The organism is Pseudomonas sp. BN415, assembly GCF_029871195.1.
GTDB lineage: Bacteria > Pseudomonadota > Gammaproteobacteria > Pseudomonadales > Pseudomonadaceae > Metapseudomonas > Metapseudomonas resinovorans.
Genome location: NZ_SSOK01000020.1, coordinates 121,254 through 147,199, shown reverse-complemented (window position 1 = coordinate 147,199; position 25,946 = coordinate 121,254). Strand labels below are relative to the sequence as shown.

Sequence of the window (25,946 nt, the reverse complement as noted above, 5' to 3'; positions counted from 1 at the left end):
CGCCGAGCACATCTGCTTCCGCCCGGCGCGACTGGCCAAACCGGTGATCGCCGGCACCATACCGGCGCGGGTCACCAGCCCGCAGGCGGGCGACCTCTACAGCCACATCGACCTGGAAGGCCGCTACAAGGTCAACTTCCTCTTCGACCAGGACACCTGGCCCGCGGGGCAAGAAAGCATGTGGCTGCGCCTGGCGCGGCCCTATGCCGGCGACACCTACGGGCTTCACCTGCCGCTGATCCAGGGCACCGAGGTCGGCATCGCCTTCGAGCACGGCGACCCCGACCGGGGCTTCATCGCCTTCGCCCTGCACGACAGCCAGCACCCGGACCTGGTGACCCTGAAGAACTACAAGCGCAACGTGCTGCGCACCCCGGCCAACAACAAACTGCGGCTGGACGACACCCGCGGCCAGGAACACATCAAGCTCAGCACCGAACACAGCGGCAAGAGCCAGCTCAACCTCGGTCACCTGGTGGACGGGCAGCGGCAGAAACGCGGTGAGGGCTTCGAGCTACGGACCGATGGCTGGGGCGCCATCCGCGCCGGCAAGGGGGTGTTCATCAGTGCCGACGAGCAGGCCCGTGCCCAGGGTCAGGTGCTGGCGATGAACGAAACCCTGGCGCGGTTGCGGGAAGCGGGGGAGCAACTGCGGGTGCTTTCCGACGATGCCCAGACCGCCACCGCCGACCCGGCGGACGTGCAGGCTCAACTGACCTTCATGCGCGAGCAACTCGAACAGCTGCGCGAAGCCGTGGTGCTGCTCAGCGCCCCCCAGGGCATCGCCCTCACCAGCGGCCGGCACCTGCAGCTAGCCGCCGAACGCAACCTCATCGCCAACGCCGGCAAGGATGCGGCCCTCAGCGTGGTCCGGCGCCTATTCATCGGGGTGGGCGAGGGCGTCAGCCTGTTCGTGCGCAAGCTGGGGCTGAAGCTCATCGCCAACCAGGGCGCGGTCAAGATCCAGGCGCAGAACGACCGCCTGGAGCTGATGGCCCGCCATGGCCTGGACATCGTCAGCACCGAGGACGAAATCCATATCACCGCCAAGCAGAAGATCGTCCTCAACGCCGGCGGCAGCTACATCAGCCTCGACGCTTGCGGCATCGAGTCCGGCACCCAGGGTGAGCACCTCATCAAGTCGGTGCACTTCGACTACCAGGGGCCGGCCACGCAATCCCCAACCTTGCCTGAACTGCCCCATCTCTCTGAATACCTGCGTCGCCACCAGCGCCTCACAGATTTCTCGGGCTAGGGCGAGGGTGCCAAGCAGTGGAAAGCGATGTCCCCAAAACACGGACAGGAGAGTGACCTTTGTTTTTACTCGACCTCTATGACGCGATGAAGGACGAATACCGGCGTTGGCGCGATGGGCCTCCCGTACCAACGTCGTCCCGACCTGAGATAACGCCGTCGACTGCCTCAGCGTCCCCATCGCTTCACGTATCAACTCCGGTGCAGGAGCCACAGCCGTCGAGCGACTTGCCGGCGGTGAAGAACTGGAGCCACCCGTTTGGCGATACGTCGTCCGTCTTCCAGCAACTGACCACACTGGCCAAAGCCCGGGGGGGCTACTTTCCGCTAGGCCGCAATGGCCTGTGGCATGGCGGAGTGCATTTCGACTCCGGCACGGCGGGTACGGCGGGCCCCCAGGGCCAGAGCTACGTACGTTGCCTGGCCGATGGGGAGGTGATTGCCTACCGCATTCCCGAGCAAACGCCCAAGACAAGGTTCTTCCCGGCTCCGGGCATCACGGTGGAAGCGCCCTTCGCCTCCGGTTTCGTGCTGGTCCGCCATCGCCTGGAGGCCCCGAAGATCGAAGGCGTCACCGACACGCCACCCAGCCTGATCTTCTACAGCCTGTACATGCACCTCGCTGATTGGGAGAGCTACCTGACTGATAGTGGCAAAGCGCGCCCTGAGTTCTGGCCTGAATCGAACCAGCGTCGGGTGATGATGACAAACACAGACCCCAGCCCTGTCCATCCTGGCGAGGTGGGCCTCAACCTTCGGCACGCGCCGGCACAGGGAAAGATCATTGGCTTTCTACCGAAAGGTGTCGCTGTCACCGTCAGTGGCGAAGGTGCTTACCGAAAGGTTGAAGGCATCAAGGGACCGGTGAAGTTGAAAAACCCGGATGGCACGTTACAGGGCTACGTCAGCTTTAGTGCATTGCTGGATCTGGGAGGCGGGCTCTATCGCGTCAATACGAACAGTGGCGGCCTGCGGGTACGTCCTACCCCGGATACGTCGCTCGAAAAGATCTTCGAATTGCCCAGAGGTACGCAGATCACCATCAGTGGTGAGGGCGAATTCCGCAAACTGGAAAGCGTTGTCCAGTACGTGCATCTCGCCTCGCTAGAAAGCGAGCGTGTACCCGAGTGTGGAAAGGTTGTGGTTCTGGACAGGCCATTCGCGATCAAGGCTGGCAGTTTGATCGGCCACCTCGGCCCCTACCAGGAGAGCAAAGAGGACGTACCCCAAGAGAAATTGCACCTGGAAGTGTTCGCCTGCGACAACGTGGAACGCTTCTTCAACGAATGTCGTGCCTGGGCGGATCGAATGCCCGAGAAGGACAAGACATGGCTGAAGTTGGAAAAGGGAACGCAGGTTGTCACTCACCAGCCAGGCTACAGCAGCACAACCCCACCGAGCCCTGCCCATCCCCATGTATCGAGCGGCGCGCGACTGTTGATCCCTCGCTCCCTGCTCAATGGCCTTTCAGCGGACAAGAAAATTGCAGTACCCGCAACGGACGCCACCAAGGCCAGGAACTGGTATCGGCTGGATGATCTATTGATCGATGCCGACGGCAACAATATCCCCGTGGGGTGGGTGTGCGACGAAGTTGGCGTGACGCCTTGGGTTAATCCATGGTCGTGGGATGGCTATAGCGTCATCTACAACAATGATCCCCCACAGAATGCACTTGCCCACTTTTTACGTGGCATGGGCAGTTACTTCGAAGACAAGGAACTGGAGCAGTGGAAGCCCTTCGCAGACGCATCGGATAAAGGGCCTGTGAGGCAGCGGCTCCTCGAGATCATCGATGCCAATGGCGACGGAACGATCACTGCACGCGAAGTTCGAGAAGCACTGAAAGTGCCCGCGTACGCCCAATCTATTTCTCAGTTAGTCATTCACTACGAAAGCGAATGGTTTTACCAGCAAAGAAAGTGGGATGCCCTGGATCAGGTTCTGGGGCATTCAGGCTCGACGCCTATATTGAATTGGGTGGCTGAGAAGGAGCGGATAAAGGAGTTGAGTTGGTGGGGGGATGTTGCAGGTGCTGGAGTGCTTCCAGCCTCGGGGAGTGTTTCGTGCATACAGCCGCTGACGTTTGGTATTTCTCTGGCTACTGCAAGCCGAATTACAGTTGAGTTTTTGGAGAGAGTCACAGGGAAAACCGGGGATTGGTTCACCGGGAAGGGCGGAAGTGCAAGTTTTGCTAAGGAGTTTCCTGGAAAATATCCGAATATTTATAAGTTCGATAAATATGGGTTTGTGGATATCCTAAACGAAACGCTTCACCGATACGGCATCGAAACTCCGTATCAGCAAGCGCACTTTATTTCTCAGTGCTTTCATGAGTGTGCGAATTTTGAGACAACTGTTGAGTTTGCATCTGGAGAAAGGTACAACCCTGGTGCTCATCCTGATGCAATTAAAAATGAAAATACAGATCCAGGCGATGGTCCTAAGTATAAAGGTAAAGGACTTATTCAATTGACGTGGAAGAAAAATTATAGATTGTATTCGTGTTTCAAGGGGGATGATTTTGTATCTAATCCAAATCTGATTGCAGAAGATATGCACCTTGCTATAGATGTTTCGTGCTGGTTTTGGAGAAAAAATGGTGCTGTTCATAAAAGATACGACGCCAAGGGGGATATAAATATATTGATAGAAAACGAACCGCGGAATGTCGGATTAATAACTTTGGCGGTTAATGGTGGGGATAATGGTCTTGCGGAGAGAAGAAAGATATTCGAAAAAATAGCAATGGTGTGGGGGTTTAGATGATGCGTTCTGGTCTTATTTTTTTTGCTCTGGTGTGTGCTTCAGAAGTAGCGGTTGCTAGTGATCAATTAAGTTTGAACGTAAAGTCTGAAAATCCATTGGTGCTGTCTGTCATAAAAGAGGGGAGTGAAAAGTCTGTGATTATTCCCTCTGATGTAGTTGTAGATTCAGGGGGGATATATTCTTCGGTTGCTCTTGATGATATAGATGGTAATGGCGTGGATGAGGTGATAATGACGATGCCGGCAGAGGGCGGAGTGAACTCCTGCTCCAAGGTTCTCAGGTACGACTCAGAGAAAAATACTGTAGTTGAAGTGAAGTTCTCTGGAGGGGGATTATGCAACTATCGGAAGGATGGAAAGTATTTGGTCAGTTCGTACAGGGATGCGGCAGTATGGGTGGAAGATGTTTATGTGTTTGAGGGTGGTTCATTTGATATTGTTTATAAGGATGAGTGTATTGGTTGTGGTTATATATTTAGGCGTGAGTTTAAGTCTCGTGAGGTGGTTGTAGAGTACCTTGTTTCTGATGGTGAGGTTTTAAATAAAAGGGAGCCTATTGTTTTTTCTGTTTTGTCGGGGCGTGCATACATTTTTTCTGAGCCATCCATTAGGGGTCGTTCCAAGAAATACCTGGTGCGGGGCGATAAGGTATTGGCTCTAGGTTTTTCAAATAACAACGGAGAGTCATGGGTAAAGATTCGTTTTAGCGGGAAGGTTGTAACCGAGGGCTGGTTGCTCTGCGCCGATATTGGACAGTGTGCGGCACTGTAGTTTTGTGTGCCTAGATATCTATTTACACATTTCAAGGTGTTGGTGAGCGATGAAAGGAATCATTCGAATTGGTGACAAAACCACTGGCGGCGGCACGGTTATCTCGGGCTCTGCTGTCATGAAGTTTCGCGGAATTGGCGCGGCGGGCGTTGGCGATGCTGTCAGTTGCCCGATTCCCAGCCATGGTCCGATGGTCGTCGCCGAGGGGCACTCGGTATTCAAGGATCACGGCGTGCACGTTGCCTTTCATGGCCACCGTTGCGCCTGCGGCTGCGTGCTTCTGACCTCGCTGCCCGAAGCGACTGCGAGCTGAGTATGCCGGTCCGGTTGGATAGGGTTCCTGCGGCCCTGGATGAGCCATCAGCACCTCGTGTTTGGTTGTGGGGTGTGTCCTTGGTGGGGCTTATGGCACTGGGAGTGGTGCTGGCGCTTTGGTTGGGGTCGGACGCGCTGATGCAGAGCTCGCAGCGCTTCTGGTGGTGGGCGCTAGGAGTACCCGCGCTCGTCTGGTTTGGTGCGCTTTTCTTGCGTGGGCTGCTTTATCTCGGCCAATTGAGTGTCGTGGAAGGCTGGAACGAAATGCGTGAAGCGGGCCTGACACAGATGATGCGGCGAGGGCGGCGCTCGCAGCAGGTATTGGCCGTCAGCTTGCAGACGGCCCTGCGCGCTCTGGAAGCCGATGGTCAGGCACAACGGGCATCTCTACTGGCCAAGGATGGCGGGGCTTTGCGCATGCAGGTGGGCTTTCGCGCTTGCCTGGGTGCCTTGCCGGCGCTGCAATGGGATACGTTGATCAGCGAAACCGGTGCTGGGTACCGTAACCGCTCCACGAACCCCGCCGTTCAATGTTCGGAGCTGATGCTTACTGTCGAGGTTGGTGTGCAGCTCCACGGCAGCAGGGCTTCGAAGTCTTCGATGCCAGTGGCCTGCGGCAGGCGTTCGAGGATGTAGCGCAGCCAGACATAGGGCACCTGCCCGTTGGCCTTAGCGGTTTCGATCAGGCTGTAAATCTACGCGCTGGCCGTGGCGTCCTCGGGTGTGTCGCTGAATAGCCAATTCTTGCGCCGATCACGAAGGGACGGATGGCGTTCTCGGCACGGTTGTTGTCGATGGGCAGATGCCCGCCTTCGACGTAGCGCACGAGGCGGCTCCAGTTGCTGGCCAGGTAGTTCACCGCCTTGCCCAGGGCATTTTGCGCGGTGACTTGCGGTTGGGTCTTGTCCAGCCAAGCCTTGATCTGTTCCAGGATCGGCAGGCTCGTTGCTGTCGTACGGCATGGCGTTCCAGGTCGCCGCTGTCCTGATGATCGCTCTCGATGCCGTCGAGTTTGTTGATCAGGTTCAGAGCCATGTCGGCACGTCCGATCTTGCCCTTGGGCTGCACCTCCTGCGCGTCGATGAATTTGCGCTGGACGCGGGCCCAGGAGGCTAGGCGCTCAATGCCATCCTGCGCGGCGACGGTGTTGGAGCCGGCATAGTCCACCGGGAAAACGGGCGCCCAGCATCTGCAAGTCGTCAGATCAAATGAAGGTGGGGTTTGTGGAGCGCTTACTGGCTACCTGGCCCGGTCCGGCGGCCGAATAGAGCGCAGCCGCTGATCCCTTCGTCGGCCTGGAAGGGGCGGTCATGACCCCAAGTCCGGGGGTATCGAAGTTCCCCGGCTCATGTATCCAGCGGCGACCCGAAGTTCACGAAAGTTGTTCTCGGCCTCTATATCCTTACTTCCCCGAAGTTCGAGCGGAAGTTCGCAGCGAGTATTCGCCACCCACTTCCGGGTCACCAAAGTCGGTTTAACTTTCCGACTATCGACTTGATACTGTTGCGCGCTCCTGGCCCCTCAACAACGCTGAGGACGCGGATGCATCGTTCCCCCCGAACGGGCCGCCTCCGTTGGTGCGGCGCTATCGTCCCAGGCGTTGTAGCGCACTCCGGCTCAGGGTCGGGTGCTGCAATTCAAGCTGTTGTCGCCGCGTTTCCCAGCTACTTCGTCCGCACTTGGGCAATTTCCCGAGGGGCTTCCTCGCGACGGCTGCCCAAGCATTTCTACCGCTGAAAACTCACCAGCATAGAAGGGCAATGTCATGCGCAAAACAGCCACAACAGTCGCAGTTTCACTGATCCTGGGCGTGGGTTTGCAGCCGGTCCGGGCAGCGCTCTACGCGGTGGACCAGGACGCCCCCACCCACGCCAACGGCTTCTTTGCCGCGTGGTACCAGGACACCCACGGTCGAGCACTGGACCTTTGCCTGTCCAAGGCGCAAAGCTCCCGGGCACCCGGCAACTACATGTGTACGCTGCTGCCCAGCCCCGGCGTATTCGATGACACACGGCCCATCAGTTTCCCCGGCAACTTCCCCGACGAAGCTTTCTGGTTCACCGGTGAAGCCAGCGTCACGGACGCCGCCAGCGGCATCGACCTGCTCTTCGTATCGGCGCTGGAAGCCGCGTTCAATGGTGAGTTGCCCGCCGAGAACGACCAGGTCAGCTTCGCTCGTATTCGCATCCGCGTGACGGTGCCCACCGCCGGGACCTACACCGTGACCCATCCGTATGGTGTGGATGTGTTCCAGGTCGATACGCCCGGTACCCGTGCCATCAACATGACCCGAGATATGGGTATCGGTGCGCCGGCGGACTTCCGGGGTGCCCTCGCGGGCGATGTCGGCCCCTTCCTGCGCAGCGTCAACGGGCCCTATCAGGAGTCCAACCCGGAGAGCGGCCTGGTGGAGAGCTTCGTCGGCGACCCCAACCTGACCGAGGAAGTTACCGGCAGCCCCTTCGGCACGAACTTCGTGCGCATCGAGGGGCCGAACGGACTGCGGGTTGAAACGCGACTGTTCTCGGTCTCCGGCAAACTTTCCAGCGTCCAGTTGCCCACGCCCCTCCAGGTGGCCCGCAGCACCTATTCCCGTGGCGAGAATGGCGCGGGACAGGCGCAGCAGGATGTCTTCGTCCTGGCGCCGCCGCCCGGGGCCAGCGCCAGCTTCACCGATGCCGGCGGCGCGCCTGCCGCTATGCAGGGTACCGTCCTGGGCGCCTGGTACGGCCAGTCCGGGCGGGACCCCGGCGGCGCCGGCAGTGTGAGCATCACCGCCGATAACTCCGCCGTGGTGCCGGGCAGCCTGCCCACCAGCAAGAGCAGCGCCCTGGTCGACGTGGTGCGCATCAGCCGCGCCGAGTACAGCCTGGCCAGCAACATGTTGACTGTGGAGGCCGAGTCCAGCGACCGCACTGGCCAACCCGGCCTTGAAGTGGACGGTGTAGGGGCACTGGTTGGAGGCCGTTTGCAGCAAGCGGTCACGCCCATTCCCCCGGCACGGGTCACGGTGGTCTCCGACAGCGGCGGCCGCGACGCCGAAGACGTGCGAATCCTTCCCTGAGCCCCAATCCCTGATTGCTTTGGAGACTGTCATGCACAAGTGGCCAGTAGTTCTTGCGATGGTTCTGGGGTTTGGCGCAATCAGCGCCCAGGCCCAGCTCGCTGCTGTCGACCCGGGACCCTACACCGCGGCAACCGGCGGCTTTCCCCTGTGGTACCAGGACCGGACGGAGTCGGATGCGGCGAAGCTGAAGCTGGAGCTGTGCCTGTCCAAGGCGCTGAGCTCCAGGGCGCCGGGCAGCTACATGTGTACCCTGCTGCCCAGCCCCGGCATCTTCGATGACACCAAGCCCATCGCCTTCCCCGGCAACTTCCCGGATGAAAGCTTCTGGATGCTCGCCGAAGCGGAAATCGAAGATCCGGGTAACGGCATCGAGCTGGAGGCCTATGTCGCCGGCATCGAGGCGGCCTTCGCCAGCGAGGTGCCGCGCCAGGGCGACCAGCAGAGCTTCGCGCGCATCCGCATCCGGGTGAATGCACCGGTGGCCGGTACTTACCGGGTCATACACCCCTATGGCGTGGACAGTTTCAATGTCACCGCGCCGGGTCGCCGGGCCATCAACATGACCCGCGACATCGGCATCGGCGCGCCGGGAGATTTCCGTGGCGCCATGGCCGGCAACGTCGGTCCCTTCCTGGTGAGCCGCAACGGCCCCTATCGGGAAACCGACCCGCAGACCGGCCTGGTGGAAACCTTCATCGGCGACCCCAACCTGACCGAGCAGGTCATCGGCAGTCCCTTCGGGACCAACTTCGTGCGGGTCGAAGGCCCCGGTGGCCGGGTTGCGCAGACCAACTTGTTCAGCTTGTCCGGCAAGGTCCTGAGCAGCCGCGCGGGTACTTCGCTGGAGGTTTCCCGGGCCAGCTACAGCCGCAGCGCCGGGCGTACCTGGATCTCCGTGTTCGGCAATTCCACTGCCGGCGCCAGCCTGTGCTTCCGCGAGTCCATCGATCTGGTGGGCGATCCCCCGTCGCCTTGCCAGTTCCAGATGACCGGAAGCGGCAGCGGCACGTTCTTCGGCCTTGACAGCAACCCGGCAAGCCTGCCGACACTGGTGGTGGTGACCGCCAGCGACAGTTCCGGCGTCACGGCTCCCACTACGCTCAGCCAACCGCTGACCGATCAGGTGGAAATCAGCTCGGTGCGCTACGTCGCCGCTGATCGCACCCTGACCATCGAGGCGCGCTCAAGCGATGAGGTGCAGGTGCCTGTGCTGGCCGCCGAAGGATTCGGGGCCTTGATCCGGGTTACCGGGAGCCAGCAGCGGCTGGTGGCCGGTGAAGTGGCGCAGCCGCCGGCCTATGTGACGGTGAAATCCGCGGCGGGTGGCGTCGATACCGAGCCTGTGCTGGTGGTCGGTACCCCCAGTGGGTCGGCTAACCAGTCGCCCGTGGCCGCGGCGGATACCGCCGGTACCGCATTCGGCGCGCCGGTGACCATCAATGTGCTGGCCAACGACAGCGATCCGGATGGCAACGTGCCGTTGTCCGTTGCCAACCTGACTCAGCCGGTATCCGGGAGCGGCAGCGTGGCCGCCAACGGCGCTTCGGTGACCTACACGCCGCCGGTGGGTCTCAGTGGCCCGCTGACCGCCACCTTCAGCTACCAGGCGCGGGACAGCCTGGGTGCGCTCTCGGCCCCGGCATCGGTGACCGTGACAGTATCCGGCAACCAGCCACCGACGGCGGGCAACGACTCGGCGAGCACCGCGGCGCCGAATCCGGTGACCGTCAATGTGCTGGCCAATGACAGCGACCCGGAAGGTGGTGCGCTGACCGTCGCCAGCCTGACCCAGCCACCGGCCGGACAAGGCAGCGTCGCCAGCAATGGCACCAGCGTCACCTACACGCCGCCGGGTACCCTGGCCAGCCCGCTGAACACCAGCTTCAGCTATCGCGCCCAGGACGCCCAGGGCAACTTGTCCGCGGTGGCGACGGTCAGCGTGGCGGTGGCGCCTGCGCAGGTACCGGCGGAAACCCTCGGCATCAGCTCGGCCACGGTGCGTGCCACCGGAGGTCTGGGCGGCCTGGTCTCGGGCATCCTGGGCATCCTGTCGCCGTCGGCGCGGCGTTATGACTGGGATATCAGCGGAACCAGTTCGCGGCCGGCCGGCAACAGCATCCGGGTGGAGGTGACCAGCAGCTCCGGTGTCACCCTGTTGGGTACTGTGACTCCGGCAGCCAACGGCACCTGGCGGGTGGTGGTGACCAACTCCAGCATTGCGCCAAGCAACAACCCCAGTGCCACGGCGCGCTCGGCCTTCGGGACCGTGCGGACCAGTCCGGTGGTCGTGCAGTAGGGGTATTGGACGAACGCCCGCAGGCTGGCAGGGCTGCGGGTGTTTTGTTTGTCGGGTTCTGCGGGATCGCCTGGTCATGGGCCGTGGGGGCCGACGCTTCGGCGTGGATGGCCTCCCAGCGGTCTACAGCGGCTCAAGTGGCCAGCGGTCGCTGACCACGAATGCGCGTTCCGCTTCCTTCCAGCGTCCATCCGCGTCCGGCGCCAGGCGTACCAGAAGGCGCGCCGGGCTGTCCGGCTGCAACTGCTGGCGCCATTGCCGGAAGTTTTCTTCTGTCCAAAGGTCACTGGGATCACAGGCGGCCGGGGCCAGCCAGGATTGCCTCGCTAGCGGCTGCCAGCTGCCGTCCCTGGTTTGTCCCAGGAAGTCCTCCAACTCGTTGTGGCGCAACCAGCGACCACGCAGGTGGGCAGGGTTGGCGCCGAGCGGTGCGGTGCAGTTGCCCGGCCAGGGATAGAACAAGTAGCCGCCGAGCCAGAGTTCGGCGCTGGCCGGCTGGGCATCCAGCTGGGCCAGGGCATGACGGCTTTCGGGGCTGGACGAGAGGGGGAGCTGGTGCAGGCTGAGGTGTTCCAGCTTGCGGTCGAGGCGGTCGTGGCTGCCCGGGCCGATCCACTCGGAGGATTTTCCGCCATCGCCATGGCGCGGGCCCAGATAGAGCTTGATTGCCAGCTCAAGGTGGTGAACGCCTTCCGCATCGCGCAATAGCAAGTCGAGCTCGCCCAGGGTCTGGCCGGCGATGCGGATTGGCAGGTTGGCCGCCAGCAGTTCCAAATCCGGCGCCTGGCCTAGAGCGAACTGCCAGAGGCGCTCGTAGTAGAGGCCGAGGCGACGGTTGGAGGCTTGCGCCAACCATTGATCCAGTGGCTCGGGGTGTTGATCCAGTCGACGCAGCCAGTCGGCCAGGTGCTCGGGCCGACTGGCCCATCTGCTGGCGCTGAGCGGATGGCGTTGGCGCCAGGGCGGCTGGCTGAGCAGCGGAGGCGAGAGCAGGACCCAGGCCAGATCGCGCACGCCGGGGTGGCGAAGCTGGCGGGGGAGCTCGGTCAGCGATTCGAAGGCTTGCATGCTGCGAGCATAGCCGACAGTGGTTTGCCGCTGTCCGTCTCTATCCCCCATACTTTCGCCATTCCTCACCCGCCAATGCCGCCCTGGAGCACCATGGAGCAATTCCGCAATATCGGCATAATCGGTCGCCTGGGCAGTTCCCATGTGCTCGACACCATTCGCCGGCTGAAAAAATTCCTGCTGGACCGTCACCTCCATGTGATTCTCGAAGACACCATCTCCGAAGTGCTGCCTGGCCATGGCCTGCAGACCTCGTCACGCAAGATCCTCGGTGAAGTTTGCGACCTGGTGATCGTGGTCGGCGGCGACGGCAGCATGCTCGGCGCCGCTCGCGCCCTGGCGCGGCACAACGTGCCGGTACTGGGGATCAACCGCGGCAGCCTGGGCTTCCTCACCGATATCCGTCCTGACGAGCTGGAAGTGAAGGTGGCCGAGGTGCTGGATGGTCGCTACAGCGTAGAGACGCGCTTCCTGCTGGAGGCCGAGGTGCGTCGCCATGGCGAGGCCATCGGTCAGGGGGACGCGCTGAATGACGTCGTGCTGCACCCTGGTAAATCGACGCGGATGATCGAGTTCGAACTGCATATCGATGGCCAGTTCGTCTGCAGCCAGAAGGCCGACGGACTGATCATCGCTACGCCCACTGGCTCCACGGCCTACGCACTGTCCGCCGGTGGTCCGATCATGCATCCCAAGCTCGACGCGATCGTGATCGTGCCCATGTATCCGCACACGTTGTCCAGCCGACCCATTGTGGTGGACAGCACCAGTGAGCTGAAGATCGTGGTCTCACCCAACCTGCAGATCTATCCGCTGGTGTCCTGCGATGGCCAGAACCACTTTACCTGCGCCCCTGGCGATACGATCACGGTGGCCAAGAAGCCGCAGAAACTGCGCCTGATCCACCCCCTGGACCACAACTACTACGAGGTCTGCCGGACCAAGCTGGGCTGGGGCAGCCGACTCGGCGGAGGCGACTGATGAGCCTCGATCCCGGCCGTGGCTACGACCTGATCGGCGACGTCCACGGCTGCGCCCATACCCTGGAGCGTCTGCTCGATCGCCTCGGCTATCGCAAGCACAATGGCACGTGGCAGCACCCGCAGCGCATGGCGCTGTTCCTCGGCGATATCATCGACCGTGGTCCGCGCATCCGCGAAGCGCTGCACCTGGTTCACACCATGGTGGAAGCCGGACAGGCCCTGTGCATCATGGGTAACCATGAGTACAACGCCCTTGGATGGAGCACTCCGGCGCCGCCTGGTAGCGGGCACCATTTCGTCCGTGAGCACACCCCGCGCCATGCGAGGTTGATCAAGGAAACCCTGGAGCAGTTCGAAGGCCATCCGGCCGACTGGAGGGACTTCCTCGGCTGGTTCTACGAGCTGCCGCTTTTCCTCGATGGCGGTCATTTCCGCATGGTCCACGCTTGCTGGGATGGTCACATGATCGCTGCACTGCGCGACATGCACCCGAACGGGCGGATCAACGAGGCTTTCATCAAGGCTGCGGTCGATCCGTCCAGCTTCGCCACGCGAGTGTTCGACAGGCTGCTGCGTGGCACCGATCTGCCGCTGCCCGGAGGCATGACCCTGACCGGCAGCGACGGCTTCACCCGTTCGGTGTTCCGTACCAAGTTCTGGGCTGAAGACCCGCAGACATACGGTGATGTGGTCTTTCAGCCTGACGCCTTGCCTGAACAGGTGGCCAGCGCGCCGCTGTCCCAGGCACACAAGTCGCGCTTGCTCAGCTATGGACCGCAGGAACCTGTCCTGTTCGTCGGCCACTACTGGCGGCGTGGCCGTCCGGCGCCGATTCGCGGCAACCTGGCCTGCCTGGACTACAGCGCAGTGATGTACGGCAAGCTGGTGGCCTACCGGCTTGACCAGGAAACCCGGCTGGACCCGGACAAGTTCGTCTGGGTCGACGTGGAGCGCCCTGAGGAGCCCCGATGAGTGCGGTTGAAGTATTGCGTTTACCCCTGACCGTGGATCTCTCCGGTTTCGTTGCCCTGTTGCAGCGCCTGGAAGTGCCCTATCGGGTCAGCGAGGAATCCGGCGAGCAGGTGCTTTGGGTGCCGGGGCCGCAATTGGCGGAGAAGGTACGCGGGCTCTATCAGCGTTTTCCTGATGGCGACCCGCATTTCCAGTTGCCGCATGAGGCACCGACCGAAGCACCGCGCCCTGGCATCCTCGCGCAGCTCAAGGCCAGTCCCATCACCAGCCTGGTGTTGCTGTTGACCCTGACGGTGGCAGCGCTCACCGGTCTGGGAGAGAATTTTTCCACCATCCGCTGGCTGAGCTTCCAGGACTTCCAGGTCCAGGGTGACTACATCTACTTCTCGTCCCTGGAAGAGGGGCTGGCAGCCGGGCAGTGGTGGCGCTTGGTGACGCCCATGCTGATCCACTTCGGCATCCTCCACCTTGCGATGAACGGTATGTGGTTTTGGGAGCTCGGGCGGCGCATCGAGGCGCGTCAGGGAGGGGCGGTGCTGCTGGTGCTGACCCTCGGCTTCAGCCTGGTGTCGGATTACGCCCAGTACTTCAGCAGTGGCCCCACCTTGTTCGGCGGACTTTCCGGCGTGCTCTACGGGCTGCTCGGCCACTGCTGGGTGTTCCAGCGCCTCGCGCCGTGTCCGGCTTACCGTCTGCCGCCCGGGGTGATGGCGATGATGCTGATCTGGCTGCTGGTGTGCCTGTCCGGGCTGATCACCGCCCTGGGTTTCGGCGCCATCGCCAACGGTGCCCATGTGGGTGGATTGCTGGTCGGTTGCGCCACTGGCCTCCTTGGAGGTGCCTTGGCGCGCCTGGGTCGTTAGAATGCGCGGCCTGTCCCATTTTCCTGCGAGCGGCCCATGTCGTCTTTTGCCCATCTGATCAGCAACATCACCCAGGATGTCTACGAGAGCCTCAAGCTGGCCGTGGAAATCGGCAAGTGGCCGGATGGCCGCAAGCTGACCCAGGAGCAGAAGGAGCTATCGCTGCAGGCGGTAATCGCCTGGGAGCTGAAGCACCTCCCAGAAGAAGAGCGCACCGGCTACATGGGGCCGCAGGAGTGCAGCTCCAAGTCCGATCCCATCCCTAACATCCTGTTCAAGTCGAACTCGGTCCACTGATGCTGGAACTAGGACGCGGTGCACTCAGCAAGATGTCGGTGCGCCTTGAAACGCCCGTGCAATATGGCTTTCGCCTCGGCGAAGCGGATATCGCGGCGAACCCGCTGATCGGCAAGCAGCTCCGCCTGGAGTTCCTTGGCGCCATCCACTGCACTCATTGCGGGCGCAAGACGAAGAAGAGCTTCAGCCAGGGCTATTGCTACCCCTGCTTTACCAAGCTGGCCCAGTGCGACAGTTGCATCGTCAGCCCGGAGAAGTGCCACTTCGACCAGGGCACCTGCCGCGAGCCGGAGTGGGGGGAGCGCTTCTGCATGACCGACCACGTGGTCTACCTGGCCAACTCCTCGGGCATCAAAGTAGGCATCACCCGGGCCAGCCAGGTGCCGACCCGCTGGATCGACCAGGGCGCCAGCCAGGCGCTGCCGATCATGCGGGTGGCCACCCGCCAGCAGTCCGGCTTCGTCGAAGACCTGCTGCGCAGCCGGGTGGCCGATCGCACCAACTGGCGTGCCATGCTCAAGGGTGAGGCGCCGGCGCTGGATCTGCCCAGCGTTCGCGACGAGCTGTTCGAGGACTGCGCCGAGGGTATCCGCGCGCTCCAGGACCGTTTTGGCCTGCAAGCTATCCAGCCGGTCAGCGATATCCAGACCATCGAGATCAGCTACCCGGTGGATGCCTATCCGACCAAGGTCGTCAGCTTCGATCTGGACAAGACGCCGGTGGTGGAGGGTACGCTGCGGGGGATCAAGGGCCAGTACCTGATCCTCGATACCGGCGTCATCAACCTGCGCAAGTACACGGCCTACCAGTTGGCCATCAGCGCGGCATAGGTTCTGGCAGAAGGTCGGTAGGGGAATAGTCCATACTCCGACCTTGACCCATTCATCATGCGCGGCCCAGGGTTTCGGGGCCGCCCCGCAAGCGAAGAGACGACCATGCGCACCGAGCAACCGAAAGTCATCTACCTCAAGGACTATCAGGCCCCGGAATACCTGATTGACGAGACCAACCTGACCTTCGAGCTGTACGAGGACCACACCCTGGTCCACGCCCAGCTGGTGATGCGCCGCAATCCGGCGCGCGGCGAGGGCCTGCCGCCTCTGGTGCTGGACGGCCAGCAACTGGAGCTGCTTTCGTTGTCCATGGATGACCGCGAACTGGGCGCCTCCGATTACCAGTTGGATGACAGCCACCTGACTCTTCAGCCGGTGTCGAAGGCCTTCACCCTCGACAGTACGGTGCGCATCCACCCGGAAACCAACACCGCGCTGGAAGGGCTGTACAAGTCCGGCAAGATGTTCTGCACACAGTGCGAGGCCGAAGGCTTCCGCAAGATCACCTACTACCTCGACCGCCCGGATGTGATGAGCACCTTCACCACCACCGTCAGCGCCGAGCAGCATCGCTACCCGGTCCTGCTGTCCAACGGCAACCCGGTGGCCAGCGGGGCGGAGGAGGGCGGTCGCCACTGGGCGACCTGGGAAGACCCCTTCAAGAAGCCGGCCTATCTGTTCGCCCTGGTGGCCGGCGACCTCTGGTGCGTGGAAGACAGTTTCACCACCATGACTCAGCGTGACGTCGCATTGCGTATCTATGTCGAGCCCGAGAACATCGACAAGGTCCAGCACGCCATGGACAGCCTGAAGAAGTCCATGCGCTGGGACGAAGAGGTCTACGGTCGTGAGTACGACCTGGACATCTTCATGATCGTTGCGGTGAACGACTTCAATATGGGCGCCATGGAGAACAAGGGGCTCAACATCTTCAACTCCAGCTGTGTGCTGGCCAAGGCCGAGACCGCCACCGACGCCGCGCACCAGCGGGTCGAGGCGGTGGTGGCCCACGAGTACTTCCACAACTGGTCGGGCAACCGCGTGACCTGCCGCGACTGGTTCCAGCTGTCCTTGAAAGAAGGCTTCACCGTGTTCCGGGATGCCGAGTTCTCCGCTGACATGAACTCGCGTACCGTCAAGCGAATCGAGGACGTGGCCTTCCTGCGCACCAACCAGTTCGCCGAGGATGCCGGCCCCATGGCCCACCCCGTGCGCCCCGACTCCTTCATCGAGATCTCCAACTTCTACACCCTGACCGTCTACGAGAAAGGCTCGGAAGTGGTTCGCATGATCCACACCCTGCTGGGGGCCGAGGGCTTCCGCAAAGGCACCGATCTCTATTTTGAGCGCCATGACGGCCAGGCGGTGACCTGCGACGACTTCATCAAGGCCATGGAGGACGCCAACGGCGTCGACCTCGGCCAGTTCAAGCGCTGGTACAGCCAGTCCGGAACTCCGCGCCTGCAGGTGGAAGAGGCCTACGATGCGGCAGCGAAGACCTACAGCCTGACCTTCCGTCAGAGCTGCCCGGCGACCCCGGGGCAGAAGGACAAGCAACCCTTCGTCATTCCGGTGGAGCTGGGTCTGCTGGACGGCCAGGGCCGCGAGTTGCCGCTGCGTCTGCAAGGCGAAGACGCCGCGCAAGGCGGCAGTCGCGTATTGGCCTTGAGCGAGGCGGAGCAGTGCTTCACCTTTGTCGATGTCGCCGAACGTCCGCTCCCTTCGCTGCTGCGTGGTTTTTCGGCACCGGTGAAGCTGAGTTTCCCCTACAGCCGCGATCAATTGATGTTCCTCATGCAGCACGATTCCGACGGTTTCAACCGCTGGGAAGCGGGTCAGCAACTGTCGGTGCAGGTGCTGCAGGAGCTGATCGCACAGCATCAGCGTGGCGAGAAGCTGGTGCTGGACTCGCGCCTGATCACCGCCTTCCGCACCCTGCTGGAGGACGAGTCTCTCGATCAGGCCATGGTTGCCGAGATGCTCTCGTTGCCGAGCGAGGCCTACCTTACCGAAATCAGTGAAGTCGCGGATGTGGATGCCATCCATGCCGCCCGCGAGTTCGCCCGTCAGTCCATCGGCGAAGCCCTGTTCCAGCCGCTGCTGGCCCGTTTCCAGACGAACCGCGCGCTTTCCCGCGAAACCGGTTATGTGGCCGAAGCGGCGCATATCGCCCGCCGCACCCTGCAGAACATCGCCCTGTCGTACCTGATGCAAAGTGGCAAGGCCGAAGTGCTGGAGGCCTGCCTGGAGCAGTTCAACGATAGCGACAACATGACCGAGCGCCTGTCGTCCCTGGCTGTGCTGGTCAATTCCGGCTTCGAGCAGGAAAAGGCCGACGCCCTGTCGCGTTTTGCCGACTACTTCAAGGATGACCCGCTGGTGATGGACCAGTGGTTCAGTGTGCAGGCGGGCTGCGGCCTCCCGGGCGGCCTGGAGCGCGTCCAGGCACTGATGGAGCATCCGGCCTTCACCTTGAAGAACCCGAACAAGGTACGCGCGCTGATCGGCGCCTTCGCCAACCAGAACCTGGTGAACTTCCACCGTGCCGATGGTGCTGGCTACCGTTTCCTCGCCGATCACGTGATCACGCTGAACGCGTTCAACCCCCAGATCGCCTCCCGCCAGTTGGCACCGCTGACGCGGTGGCGCAAGTACGACGCCAGTCGCCAGCAACTGATGAAGGTCGAGCTGGAGCGCATCCTCGCCTCTGGCGAGCTGTCCAGCGACGTCTTCGAAGTGGTCAGCAAGAGCCTCGCCTGACGCCCTCCAACAGCCCGTGAAAGCGGGCTGTCATCTCCCCGAAGTCTCCCCTTCAAGAAGTGTTACCGGTTAGTGCCGGTAACACTTTTTTGTTACCCAAAGAAATACATCAGGCCGTTGTTATGCGCGAACAGTCTTAAAAGCCCAAAAACGGCTTGACCGGACAGCTTTTGGTATGAGCGTACATGCCCTGCAAGTGTGATCTTGAGTGACAAATCGAGCCAGATCGTCAGACAAGATCGGACAGAAAAATTGAAATTGATCAATGGATGATCAGTCACTTGTTTGACTGAAAATTGTCGCGTGGCTTGTGGAGTTTTTCTGACACTCATTTATGACTTGGCACCATGGTTGCAGCGGCGCAGACGATTTGGCCCTGTTTCGGTGCGTCGGGAACGGGGTGCGCTCTGCGCTGGGGATTTCCTGCCGAAGAACAAAGGCTGCCAAGAGCGGCCGGACAAATAAGCCTGCCCGACGGGCTGCCAATAACAAAGTGATCAGTCCACGGAGTAAGACTCGATGGAGCTCAAGTCTCGTAAGCCCATGTTGCATTTCGCTCCGGCCAAGGCAGGTTTCGCCTTTGCCGGCATCCTGCCCCTTCTGGTAGCCGCCCAGGCCCAGGCGGTGGAGTTCAGCTTCGCCAACGACGAAATTTCCGGGTCCCTGGATACCACGGTCTCCTACGGCCAACTTTGGCGCGTACAGGGCCAGGACAAGACCAACAACGACATCAACACCAACGACGGTAACCGCAACTTCGATACCGGCCTGGTCTCCGAGGTTTACAAGATTACTTCCGACCTGGAAGCGACCTACAAGAATTACGGCATGTTCGTTCGTGGCACTGCGTTCTATGACACGCAGATCATGGACAAGCGCAATGACTACTACGACAACAACAACCCGGCGCAGCCGAGCCAGAACTTCCCGAAGGATGACAGCTTCACCTACGAAACCCGCCACAAGGCCGGCCGTGACGCGCAGATCCTCGACGCATACTTGTACGGCAACTGGGACGTGGCCGACATGCCGGTCACCGGCCGTATCGGCAAGCAGGTGTTCAACTGGGGTGAGGGCATCTTCTACCGCGGTGGCGTGAACACCACCAACCCGGTAGACGCCGCCAAGTTCCGCCTGCCGGGCTCCGAGCTTAAAGAAGTGCTGGTGCCGGTAGAGGCCCTGAGCTTCAACCTCGGCCTGACCGAAAACTTGTCGATGGAAACCTTCTATCAGTGGAACTGGAAGGAATCGGCCATCGATCCGGTGGGGACCTACTATTCCGAGACCGACTTGTTTGCCGATGGCGGCAATACTGCCTACACCACGGTCGGCGCACTGGCCAACCCGCTGTTCCAGACCCTTTATCCGCAACTGGCCGGGGCTAATTTCGGCGGCCTGCAGGGCACCAGCTACCTGGACTCCAATGGTGTTTTCAAGGTCGCCAATGTCGGCCAGGACATCAACGCCAAGAACGACGGCCAGTTCGGCGTGGCGTTCCGCTACATCGCTGAAGAGCTCAACTCCACTGAGTTCGGCTTTTACTTCGTGAACTACCACGCGAAGGAGCCGACCATTTATGCAGACCTCAATTCCAGTTATGCCGGCCTGGACATCGATCAGTTGGCCGGTCTCGGAGGCTTCGCGTCGTACAACGATCTGGTCGCAGCGGCGGCTGGCGGCAACGCGGCGGCCGGTCAGGTGCTTGGCCTGGTCAATGGTGCGGCGGCCGTGGACGTGGCTAACCAGGTCAACGCCCGCCGCGAGTATGTCGAAGACATCCGGATGTATGGCCTGAGCTTCAACACCACCTTGGGTGAAGCCTCGGTCTTCGGTGAGTTGGCCTACCGTCCGAACCTGCCGATTGGCGTCGCCACCACTAACGACCTGCTCGGTGACCTGCTCGGCCAGGCCGCCCCGCTGGCCAGTGGACAGACCGTCAACATCGGTGGCCGGCCGGTCCAGATCACCGACCAGATCCACAACTACGAGCGCGTGGAGGCCTTCAATACCTCCCTGGGCACCATCTACAACTTCGGTCCGTCGCTGTCCTTCGACTCCCTGTTCGGCGTTGCCGAACTGGCGTCCGAGCACCTGCGCGGCAGCAGTCTGCAGTACACCGCGTACAACGGCGATACCCGCTACTACTCCGGCCGTGGCAACAACTCCTACGTTTCCGGCGGCGAACGTGACGACCAGGTCAACAAGAACGCCTATGGCTACACCCTGCTGATGTCCGGTACCTGGAACGATGTCTACGCTGGCGTCAACGTTTCGCCCTATGTCGTCTACAAGGACGACTTCGAAGGCAACTCCTACCAGACCGGCAACTTCATCGAAGGTCGCAAGGCCTACACCGTCGGCGTCAAGGCGACCTACCTGAACAGCCTGGAAGCTGAACTCCAGTACACCGAGTTCTACGGTGGCGGCCAGAACAACTCGGTTCGTGACCGCGACAACATCGGCGTCAACGTCAAGTACTCCTTCTAAGTCCAACAAGAACTACGCGGGCGTCCATGGGCGCCCGTACAGACTCATCACGGAGAAACCCCATGCTGAAAAAGCTTTCGCTGATTAGCGCCACGGTTGCCTTGGCGCTGTCCGCCAGCAGTGCGCTGGCGTCGGTTTCGGCCCAGGATGTCGCCAAACTCGGCGCCAGCCTGACCCCCTTCGGCGCCGAGAAAGCCGGCAACGCCGCCGGCACCATCCCGGCCTGGACCGGTGGCATCACCCAGGCGCCAGCCGGCTACAAGTCCGGTCAGCACCATCCGGACCCGTTCCCGGAAGACAAGCCGCTGTTCACCATCACCAAGGCCAACCTGGACCAGTACAAGGCCAACCTGACGCCGGGTCAGATCGCTCTGTTCAACGCCTACCCGAGCAGCTTCCAGATGCCGGTCTACCAGACCCGCCGCTCCGGCTCCGCGCCGCAGTGGGTGTATGACAACGCCATCAAGAACGCCTCTGCCGCCAAGCTGCTGGACGGCGGCAACGGCTTTGCCGATGCCTACGGCAGCATTCCGTTTCCGATCCCGCAGAACGGCGTAGAAGCCCTGTGGAACCACATCACCCGCTACCGCGGCAGCTACATCGTGCGTCGCGCCTCGGAAGTGGCCGTGCAGCGCAATGGCGACTACTCCCTGGTGACCTCGCAGCAGGAAGCCCTGTTCAAGTACTACAACCCGAAAGGTTCGTACGCCGACCTGAACAACACTCTGTTCTACTACCTGTCCTTCACCAAGAGCCCGGCTCGTCTGGCCGGTGGCGCCACCCTGGTCCACGAGACCCTCGATCAGGTGCAGGAGCCGCGTCAGGCCTGGGGTTACAACGCCGGCCAGCGTCGCGTGCGCCGTGCGCCGAACCTCGCCTACGACACGCCGATCGCTGCCGCTGACGGCCTGCGTACCGCCGATGACACCGACATGTTCAACGGTGCTCCGGACCGCTACAACTGGAAGCTGGTGGGCAAGAAGGAAATCTACATTCCGTACAACAACTACAAGGTTTCCAGCCCTGAGGTTAAGTACAAGGACCTGCTGCAGCCGGGCCACCTGAACCCGGCCGTCACCCGTAACGAACTGCACCGCGTGTGGGTCGTGGAAGGCACCCTGAAGCAGGGCGCCCGCCACATCTACTCCAAGCGCACCCTGTACCTCGACGAGGACAGCTGGCAAGCCGCCGTCGTCGACCAGTACGACGGCCGTGGCGAACTCTGGCGCGTATCGGTGGCCTACCTGAAGAACTACTACGACCTGCCGACTACCTGGTCCGCGCTGGATGTGTTCCACGACCTTCAGGCCCGCCGCTACCACGTGCAGAACCTGGACAACGAAGAGCCGACCACCATCGACTTCACCCAGGCTGTGCCGGACGATGGCTACTTCAAGCCGTCCGCCCTGCGTCGCCGCGGTACTCGTTGATTCCGCGACACCCCCTGAAAAAGGCCGCTCTCCCGAGCGGCCTTTTTCGTTGGGACAGAATGATCATCGTGTTACAGAGCGCCACCGACGCTTAACAAAACATAACGTCCCGCCGATTGTGCAGGCTTTCCAAAGCTGGCTAGGATTAGGGCGCTGCCTCCCTGGGTAGTGCCACCTATAACAATAAGGGGAAAGGTGTATGAGTGAGCCCGTCATGCGGCGCACCCCGTCTGGCCTTGCCGTGGATAGTCTCGACAAGCCGACGTTCCGCTTCCACTCGCCGCTGGCCAAAGCGCTCTCGCTGTTCAGTGTGCTATCCGTTCTTGCTGTAGCCGCTGCGCCCATTACCGCATCCGCGCTGGCCGCTGATGCTCCCGTCCTCTCCATCGAATCGCCCAAGGCCGTGAGCAGCCTGCTGCTCGATGTCGCCCATGCCGGCAAGCGCCTGGTGGCTGTTGGCGACCGTGGACACATTCTCTATTCCGATGACAACGGCAAGTCCTGGGCCCAGGCCAAGGTGCCTACCCGCCAGATGCTCACCGCTGTCTATTTCGTCGATGACAAGAAAGGCTGGGCCGTTGGCCACGACTCGCAGATCCTCGTCAGCGAGGACGGCGGCGCGTCCTGGAGTCTGCAGTTCGAAGACCTGCAGCGCGAAGCACCGCTGCTGGACATCTGGTTCAAGGATGCCAATACCGGCTTTGCCGTGGGCGCCTACGGTGCCCTGCTGATCACCCAGGACGGCGGCAAGAACTGGGAAGATGTCAGCGACCGCCTCGACAACGAAGACCAGTACCACCTCAACGCCATTGCCGCCGTGAAAGACACCGGTCTGTTCGTGGTGGGCGAGGCGGGCAGCATGTTCCGTTCCGCCGACTGGGGTGAGACCTGGGAGCGCCTCGAAGGCCCGTACGAGGGTTCGCTGTTCGGCGTCCTCGGTACTGCCGAGCCGGGCGTGGTAATCGCCTATGGCCTGCGTGGCCATCTGTTCCGTTCCGCGGATTTCGGCAGCACCTGGGAAACCGTGCCACTGAAGACCAGCAACGGTGAACTGGAGTTCGGCCTGTCCGGCGGCGCGTTGCTGCCCGATGGCAGCCTGGTGGTGGTCGGACATGGCGGCAGCGTGCTGAAGAGCACCGACAATGGCCGTAGCTTCGCAGTGGTGAACCGCAGCGATCGCATGTCGCTGGCCAGTGTCATCGCCGACGAGAAAGGCAACCTGATCCTGGTGGGACAGGGCGGTGTGCGCGTAGCGTCCCCGACCGGCGCCGAGCTGGGCCAACTATAAGAAAAGGCGGAGAGTTTCGATGAGTACCCATCACCAGGACAAGGCGACCTTCCTGGAGCGCCTGATCTTCAACAACCGGCCGGCAGTGATCGTCATCTGCCTGCTGGTCAGCGTTTTCCTCTTCTGGCAGGCCATGCAGGTGCGGCCGTCCACCAGTTTCGAGAAGATGATTCCGCTGCATCATCCCTACATCCAGAAGATGCTTGAGCACCGCAATGACCTGGCCAACCTTGGCAACACCGTTCGTATCTCGGTGGAAGCGGTCAACGGCGACATCTTCTCCAAGGAGTACATGGAGACCCTGCGGCAGATCCACGACGAGGTGTTCTACATCTCTGGTGTGGATCGTTCCGGCCTGAAGTCCCTGTGGAGCCCGAGCGTTCGCTGGACCGAAGTGACCGAGGAAGGCTTTGCCGGCGGCGAGGTCATCCCGCAGACCTACGACGGTTCCCCGGAAAGTCTGGAAGAGCTACGCAACAACGTACTCAAGTCCGGCCAGATCGGCCGCCTGGTCGCCAACAACTTCAAGTCGAGCATCATCGATGTGCCGCTGCTGGAGTCCTATCCGGACCCGAACGACCAGGGCAAGCTGCTGAAGCTGGACTACCGCCAGTTCTCCCACGAACTGGAAGAGAAGATCCGCGACAAATATCAGGCCCAGAACCCCAATGTGAAGGTCCATGTCGTGGGCTTCGCGAAGAAGGTGGGTGACCTGATCGACGGCCTGATCATGGTGGTGATGTTCTTCGGCATCGCCTTCCTGATTACCCTGGTGCTGCTCTACTGGTTCACCTGGTGTATCCGCAGCACCATCGCCGTGCTCATCACCACGCTGGTGGCGGTGGTCTGGCAGTTGGGGCTGATGCACAGCGTGGGCTTCGGTCTCGACCCGTACTCGATGCTGGTGCCGTTCCTGATCTTCGCCATCGGTATTTCCCACGGCGTGCAGAAGATCAACGGTATCGCTCTGCAATCCAGCGACGCCGACAACGCCCTGACTGCTGCGCGGCGTACGTTCCGCCAGTTGTTCCTGCCGGGCATGATCGCCATCCTCGCTGACGCCGTGGGCTTCATCACCCTGCTGATCATCGATATCGGTGTGATTCGCGAGCTGGCCATCGGCGCCTCCATCGGTGTGGCGGTGATCGTGTTCACCAACCTGATCCTGCTGCCGGTCGCCATTTCCTATGTCGGCATCAGCAAGAAGGCCATCGAGCGCAGCAAGAAGGACGCGGTGCGTGATCATCCGTTCTGGCGCCTGCTGTCCAACTTCGCTCATCCGGTTGTTGCGCCGATCTCCGTGGTCATTGCCCTGATCGCCTTCGGTGGCGGCCTGTGGTACGGCCAGAACCTGAAGATCGGCGACCTCGACCAGGGCGCTCCGGAACTGCGTCCGGACTCGCGTTACAACCAGGACAACAACTTCATCATCAACAACTACTCCACCAGCTCCGATGTGCTGGTCGTCATGGTCAAGACCGGCCCCGAGGGCTGCTCCACCCATGAGGCCCTGGCGCCGGTGGACGAACTGATGTGGAAGATGGAGAACACGCCGGGCGTGCAATCGGCTATCTCCATGGTCACCGTCTCCAAGCAGGTGATCAAAGGGATGAACGAAGGCAACCTGAAGTGGGAGACCCTGTCGCGCAACCAGGACGTGCTGAACAACTCCATCAGCCGTGCCGAGGGCCTGTACAACTCCGACTGCTCCCTGGCGCCGGTGCTGGTGTTCCTCAACGACCACAAGGCCGAGACCCTGACTCGTGCAGTCACGGCGGTGGAAGAGTTCGCCAAGGAGCACAACAAGGATGGCCTGCAGTTCCTGCTGGCAGCCGGTAACGCCGGTATCGAAGCGGCCACCAACGAGGTGATCGCCGAGGCCGAACTGACCATCCTGATCCTGGTGTACATCTGCGTTGCCGTGATGTGCCTGATCACCTTCCGCTCCATCGCTGCCACCCTGTGCATCGTGCTGCCGCTGATCCTCACTTCGGTGCTGGGCAACGCGCTGATGGCCTGGCTGGGTATCGGCGTGAAGGTGGCCACCCTGCCGGTGATCGCCCTGGGCGTGGGTATCGGTGTCGACTACGGCATCTACATCTACAGTCGCCTGGAAAGCTTCCTGCGTGCTGGCCTGCCGCTCCAGGAGGCCTACTACGAGACCCTGAAGTCCACCGGCAAGGCTGTACTCTTCACCGGTCTCTGCCTGGCCATCGGTGTCGCCACCTGGATCTTCTCGGCCATCAAGTTCCAGGCCGACATGGGTCTGATGCTGACCTTCATGCTGCTCTGGAACATGTTCGGTGCCCTGTGGCTGCTGCCGGCCCTGGCGCGCTTCCTGATCAAGCCCGAGAAGCTGGCGGGCAAGGTCGGTGGATCGCTCCTCGCGCACTAAGCCTGATCAACTGAGTGAGAAACCGCGGCCCAGGCCGCGGTTTTTTTATGCGCGTGGATTGTTGTGGTTACCTGTAGATTGCGGCAGAACGCAGCTAAG

The 25,946-nt window shown here is 61.6% G+C and carries 18 protein-coding genes and 1 pseudogene; 17 read left to right on the top strand and 2 right to left on the bottom strand.

Annotation, left to right across the window (positions count from 1 at the left end):
- The 5 genes from vgrG to E8F20_RS06295 all read left to right on the top strand — a co-directional run.
- Nucleotides 1-1,255: type VI secretion system tip protein VgrG (gene vgrG, locus E8F20_RS06315; protein WP_280282979.1), on the top strand; the 1,255-nt coding region annotated here is incomplete at its 5' end.
- A gap of 59 nt (nucleotides 1,256-1,314) precedes the next feature.
- Complete coding sequence (locus E8F20_RS06310; RefSeq protein ID WP_280282977.1) at nucleotides 1,315-4,023, top strand: glycoside hydrolase family 19 protein; 2,709 nt, start codon at nucleotides 1,315-1,317, stop codon at nucleotides 4,021-4,023.
- The gene (locus tag E8F20_RS06305; RefSeq protein ID WP_280282975.1) at nucleotides 4,020-4,793 is read left to right on the top strand and encodes a hypothetical protein; all 774 of its coding nucleotides are present in this window, start codon (nucleotides 4,020-4,022) and stop codon (nucleotides 4,791-4,793) included. The genes E8F20_RS06310 and E8F20_RS06305 overlap by 4 nt, the downstream gene beginning before the upstream one ends.
- Before the next feature lie 49 nt (nucleotides 4,794-4,842).
- Nucleotides 4,843-5,106 carry a PAAR domain-containing protein gene (locus E8F20_RS06300; RefSeq protein ID WP_280282974.1) on the top strand — a complete coding sequence of 88 codons (264 nt, stop codon included), beginning with the start codon at nucleotides 4,843-4,845 and terminating at the stop codon, nucleotides 5,104-5,106.
- 92 nt (nucleotides 5,107-5,198) lie between these two features.
- Nucleotides 5,199-5,744 (top strand): hypothetical protein, encoded by a 546-nt coding sequence (locus tag E8F20_RS06295; protein ID WP_280282986.1) that lies wholly within the window; start codon nucleotides 5,199-5,201, stop codon nucleotides 5,742-5,744.
- On the opposite strand, the pseudogene E8F20_RS06290 reads toward E8F20_RS06295, so the two are convergent.
- A pseudogene (locus E8F20_RS06290) lies at nucleotides 5,636-6,272 on the bottom strand (transposase); the annotation flags it as partial. The gene E8F20_RS06295 and the pseudogene E8F20_RS06290 sit on opposite strands and share 109 nt — an antisense overlap.
- 601 nt (nucleotides 6,273-6,873) lie before the next feature.
- Here E8F20_RS06290 and E8F20_RS06285 point away from each other — a divergent pair.
- Together E8F20_RS06285 and E8F20_RS06280 are read left to right on the top strand one after the other, a co-directional pair.
- Nucleotides 6,874-8,172, top strand: coding sequence for a hypothetical protein (locus tag E8F20_RS06285; protein ID WP_280282972.1), 1,299 nt, complete (start codon nucleotides 6,874-6,876; stop codon nucleotides 8,170-8,172).
- Between the two features lie 31 nt (nucleotides 8,173-8,203).
- Nucleotides 8,204-10,471 (top strand): Ig-like domain-containing protein, encoded by a 2,268-nt coding sequence (locus E8F20_RS06280; protein WP_280282971.1) that lies wholly within the window; start codon nucleotides 8,204-8,206, stop codon nucleotides 10,469-10,471.
- Nucleotides 10,472-10,594: 123 nt separating this feature from the next.
- Here the strand turns inward: E8F20_RS06280 and E8F20_RS06275 are convergent, their stop codons facing one another.
- Complete coding sequence (locus tag E8F20_RS06275) at nucleotides 10,595-11,539, bottom strand: DUF1853 family protein (protein ID WP_280282969.1); 945 nt, start codon at nucleotides 11,537-11,539, stop codon at nucleotides 10,595-10,597.
- A gap of 93 nt (nucleotides 11,540-11,632) precedes the next feature.
- Between E8F20_RS06275 and E8F20_RS06270 the strand changes: the two genes are divergently transcribed.
- From E8F20_RS06270 to E8F20_RS06225, 10 genes are all read left to right on the top strand, one after another.
- The gene (locus tag E8F20_RS06270) at nucleotides 11,633-12,520 is read left to right on the top strand and encodes an NAD(+) kinase (protein ID WP_028631352.1); all 888 of its coding nucleotides are present in this window, start codon (nucleotides 11,633-11,635) and stop codon (nucleotides 12,518-12,520) included.
- Complete coding sequence (locus E8F20_RS06265; protein WP_280282967.1) at nucleotides 12,520-13,494, top strand: metallophosphoesterase; 975 nt, start codon at nucleotides 12,520-12,522, stop codon at nucleotides 13,492-13,494. Before E8F20_RS06270 ends, E8F20_RS06265 begins: the two co-directional genes overlap by 1 nt.
- Nucleotides 13,491-14,357 (top strand): rhomboid family intramembrane serine protease, encoded by an 867-nt coding sequence (locus E8F20_RS06260; RefSeq protein WP_280282965.1) that lies wholly within the window; start codon nucleotides 13,491-13,493, stop codon nucleotides 14,355-14,357. Before E8F20_RS06265 ends, E8F20_RS06260 begins: the two co-directional genes overlap by 4 nt.
- 36 nt (nucleotides 14,358-14,393) lie before the next feature.
- Nucleotides 14,394-14,654: a DUF1315 family protein gene (locus tag E8F20_RS06255; protein ID WP_120651726.1), complete on the top strand. Its 261-nt coding sequence runs from the start codon at nucleotides 14,394-14,396 to the stop codon at nucleotides 14,652-14,654.
- Nucleotides 14,654-15,484 (top strand): DUF2797 domain-containing protein, encoded by an 831-nt coding sequence (locus tag E8F20_RS06250; protein ID WP_280282962.1) that lies wholly within the window; start codon nucleotides 14,654-14,656, stop codon nucleotides 15,482-15,484. Before E8F20_RS06255 ends, E8F20_RS06250 begins: the two co-directional genes overlap by 1 nt.
- A 105-nt stretch (nucleotides 15,485-15,589) precedes the next feature.
- A complete protein-coding gene (gene pepN, locus E8F20_RS06245) occupies nucleotides 15,590-18,247 on the top strand; it encodes an aminopeptidase N (protein WP_280282960.1) in 2,658 nt (885 codons plus the stop codon).
- Between the two features lie 519 nt (nucleotides 18,248-18,766).
- Complete coding sequence (locus tag E8F20_RS06240) at nucleotides 18,767-20,734, top strand: DUF1302 domain-containing protein (protein WP_280282959.1); 1,968 nt, start codon at nucleotides 18,767-18,769, stop codon at nucleotides 20,732-20,734.
- A 62-nt stretch (nucleotides 20,735-20,796) separates the two neighbouring features.
- Nucleotides 20,797-22,164 (top strand): DUF1329 domain-containing protein, encoded by a 1,368-nt coding sequence (locus E8F20_RS06235; protein WP_280282957.1) that lies wholly within the window; start codon nucleotides 20,797-20,799, stop codon nucleotides 22,162-22,164.
- A gap of 199 nt (nucleotides 22,165-22,363) precedes the next feature.
- A complete protein-coding gene (locus tag E8F20_RS06230; protein WP_280282955.1) occupies nucleotides 22,364-23,452 on the top strand; it encodes a YCF48-related protein in 1,089 nt (362 codons plus the stop codon).
- A 19-nt stretch (nucleotides 23,453-23,471) separates the two neighbouring features.
- A complete protein-coding gene (locus E8F20_RS06225; protein WP_280282953.1) occupies nucleotides 23,472-25,847 on the top strand; it encodes an RND family transporter in 2,376 nt (791 codons plus the stop codon).
- The last annotated feature ends 99 nt before the right edge of the window (nucleotides 25,848-25,946 follow it).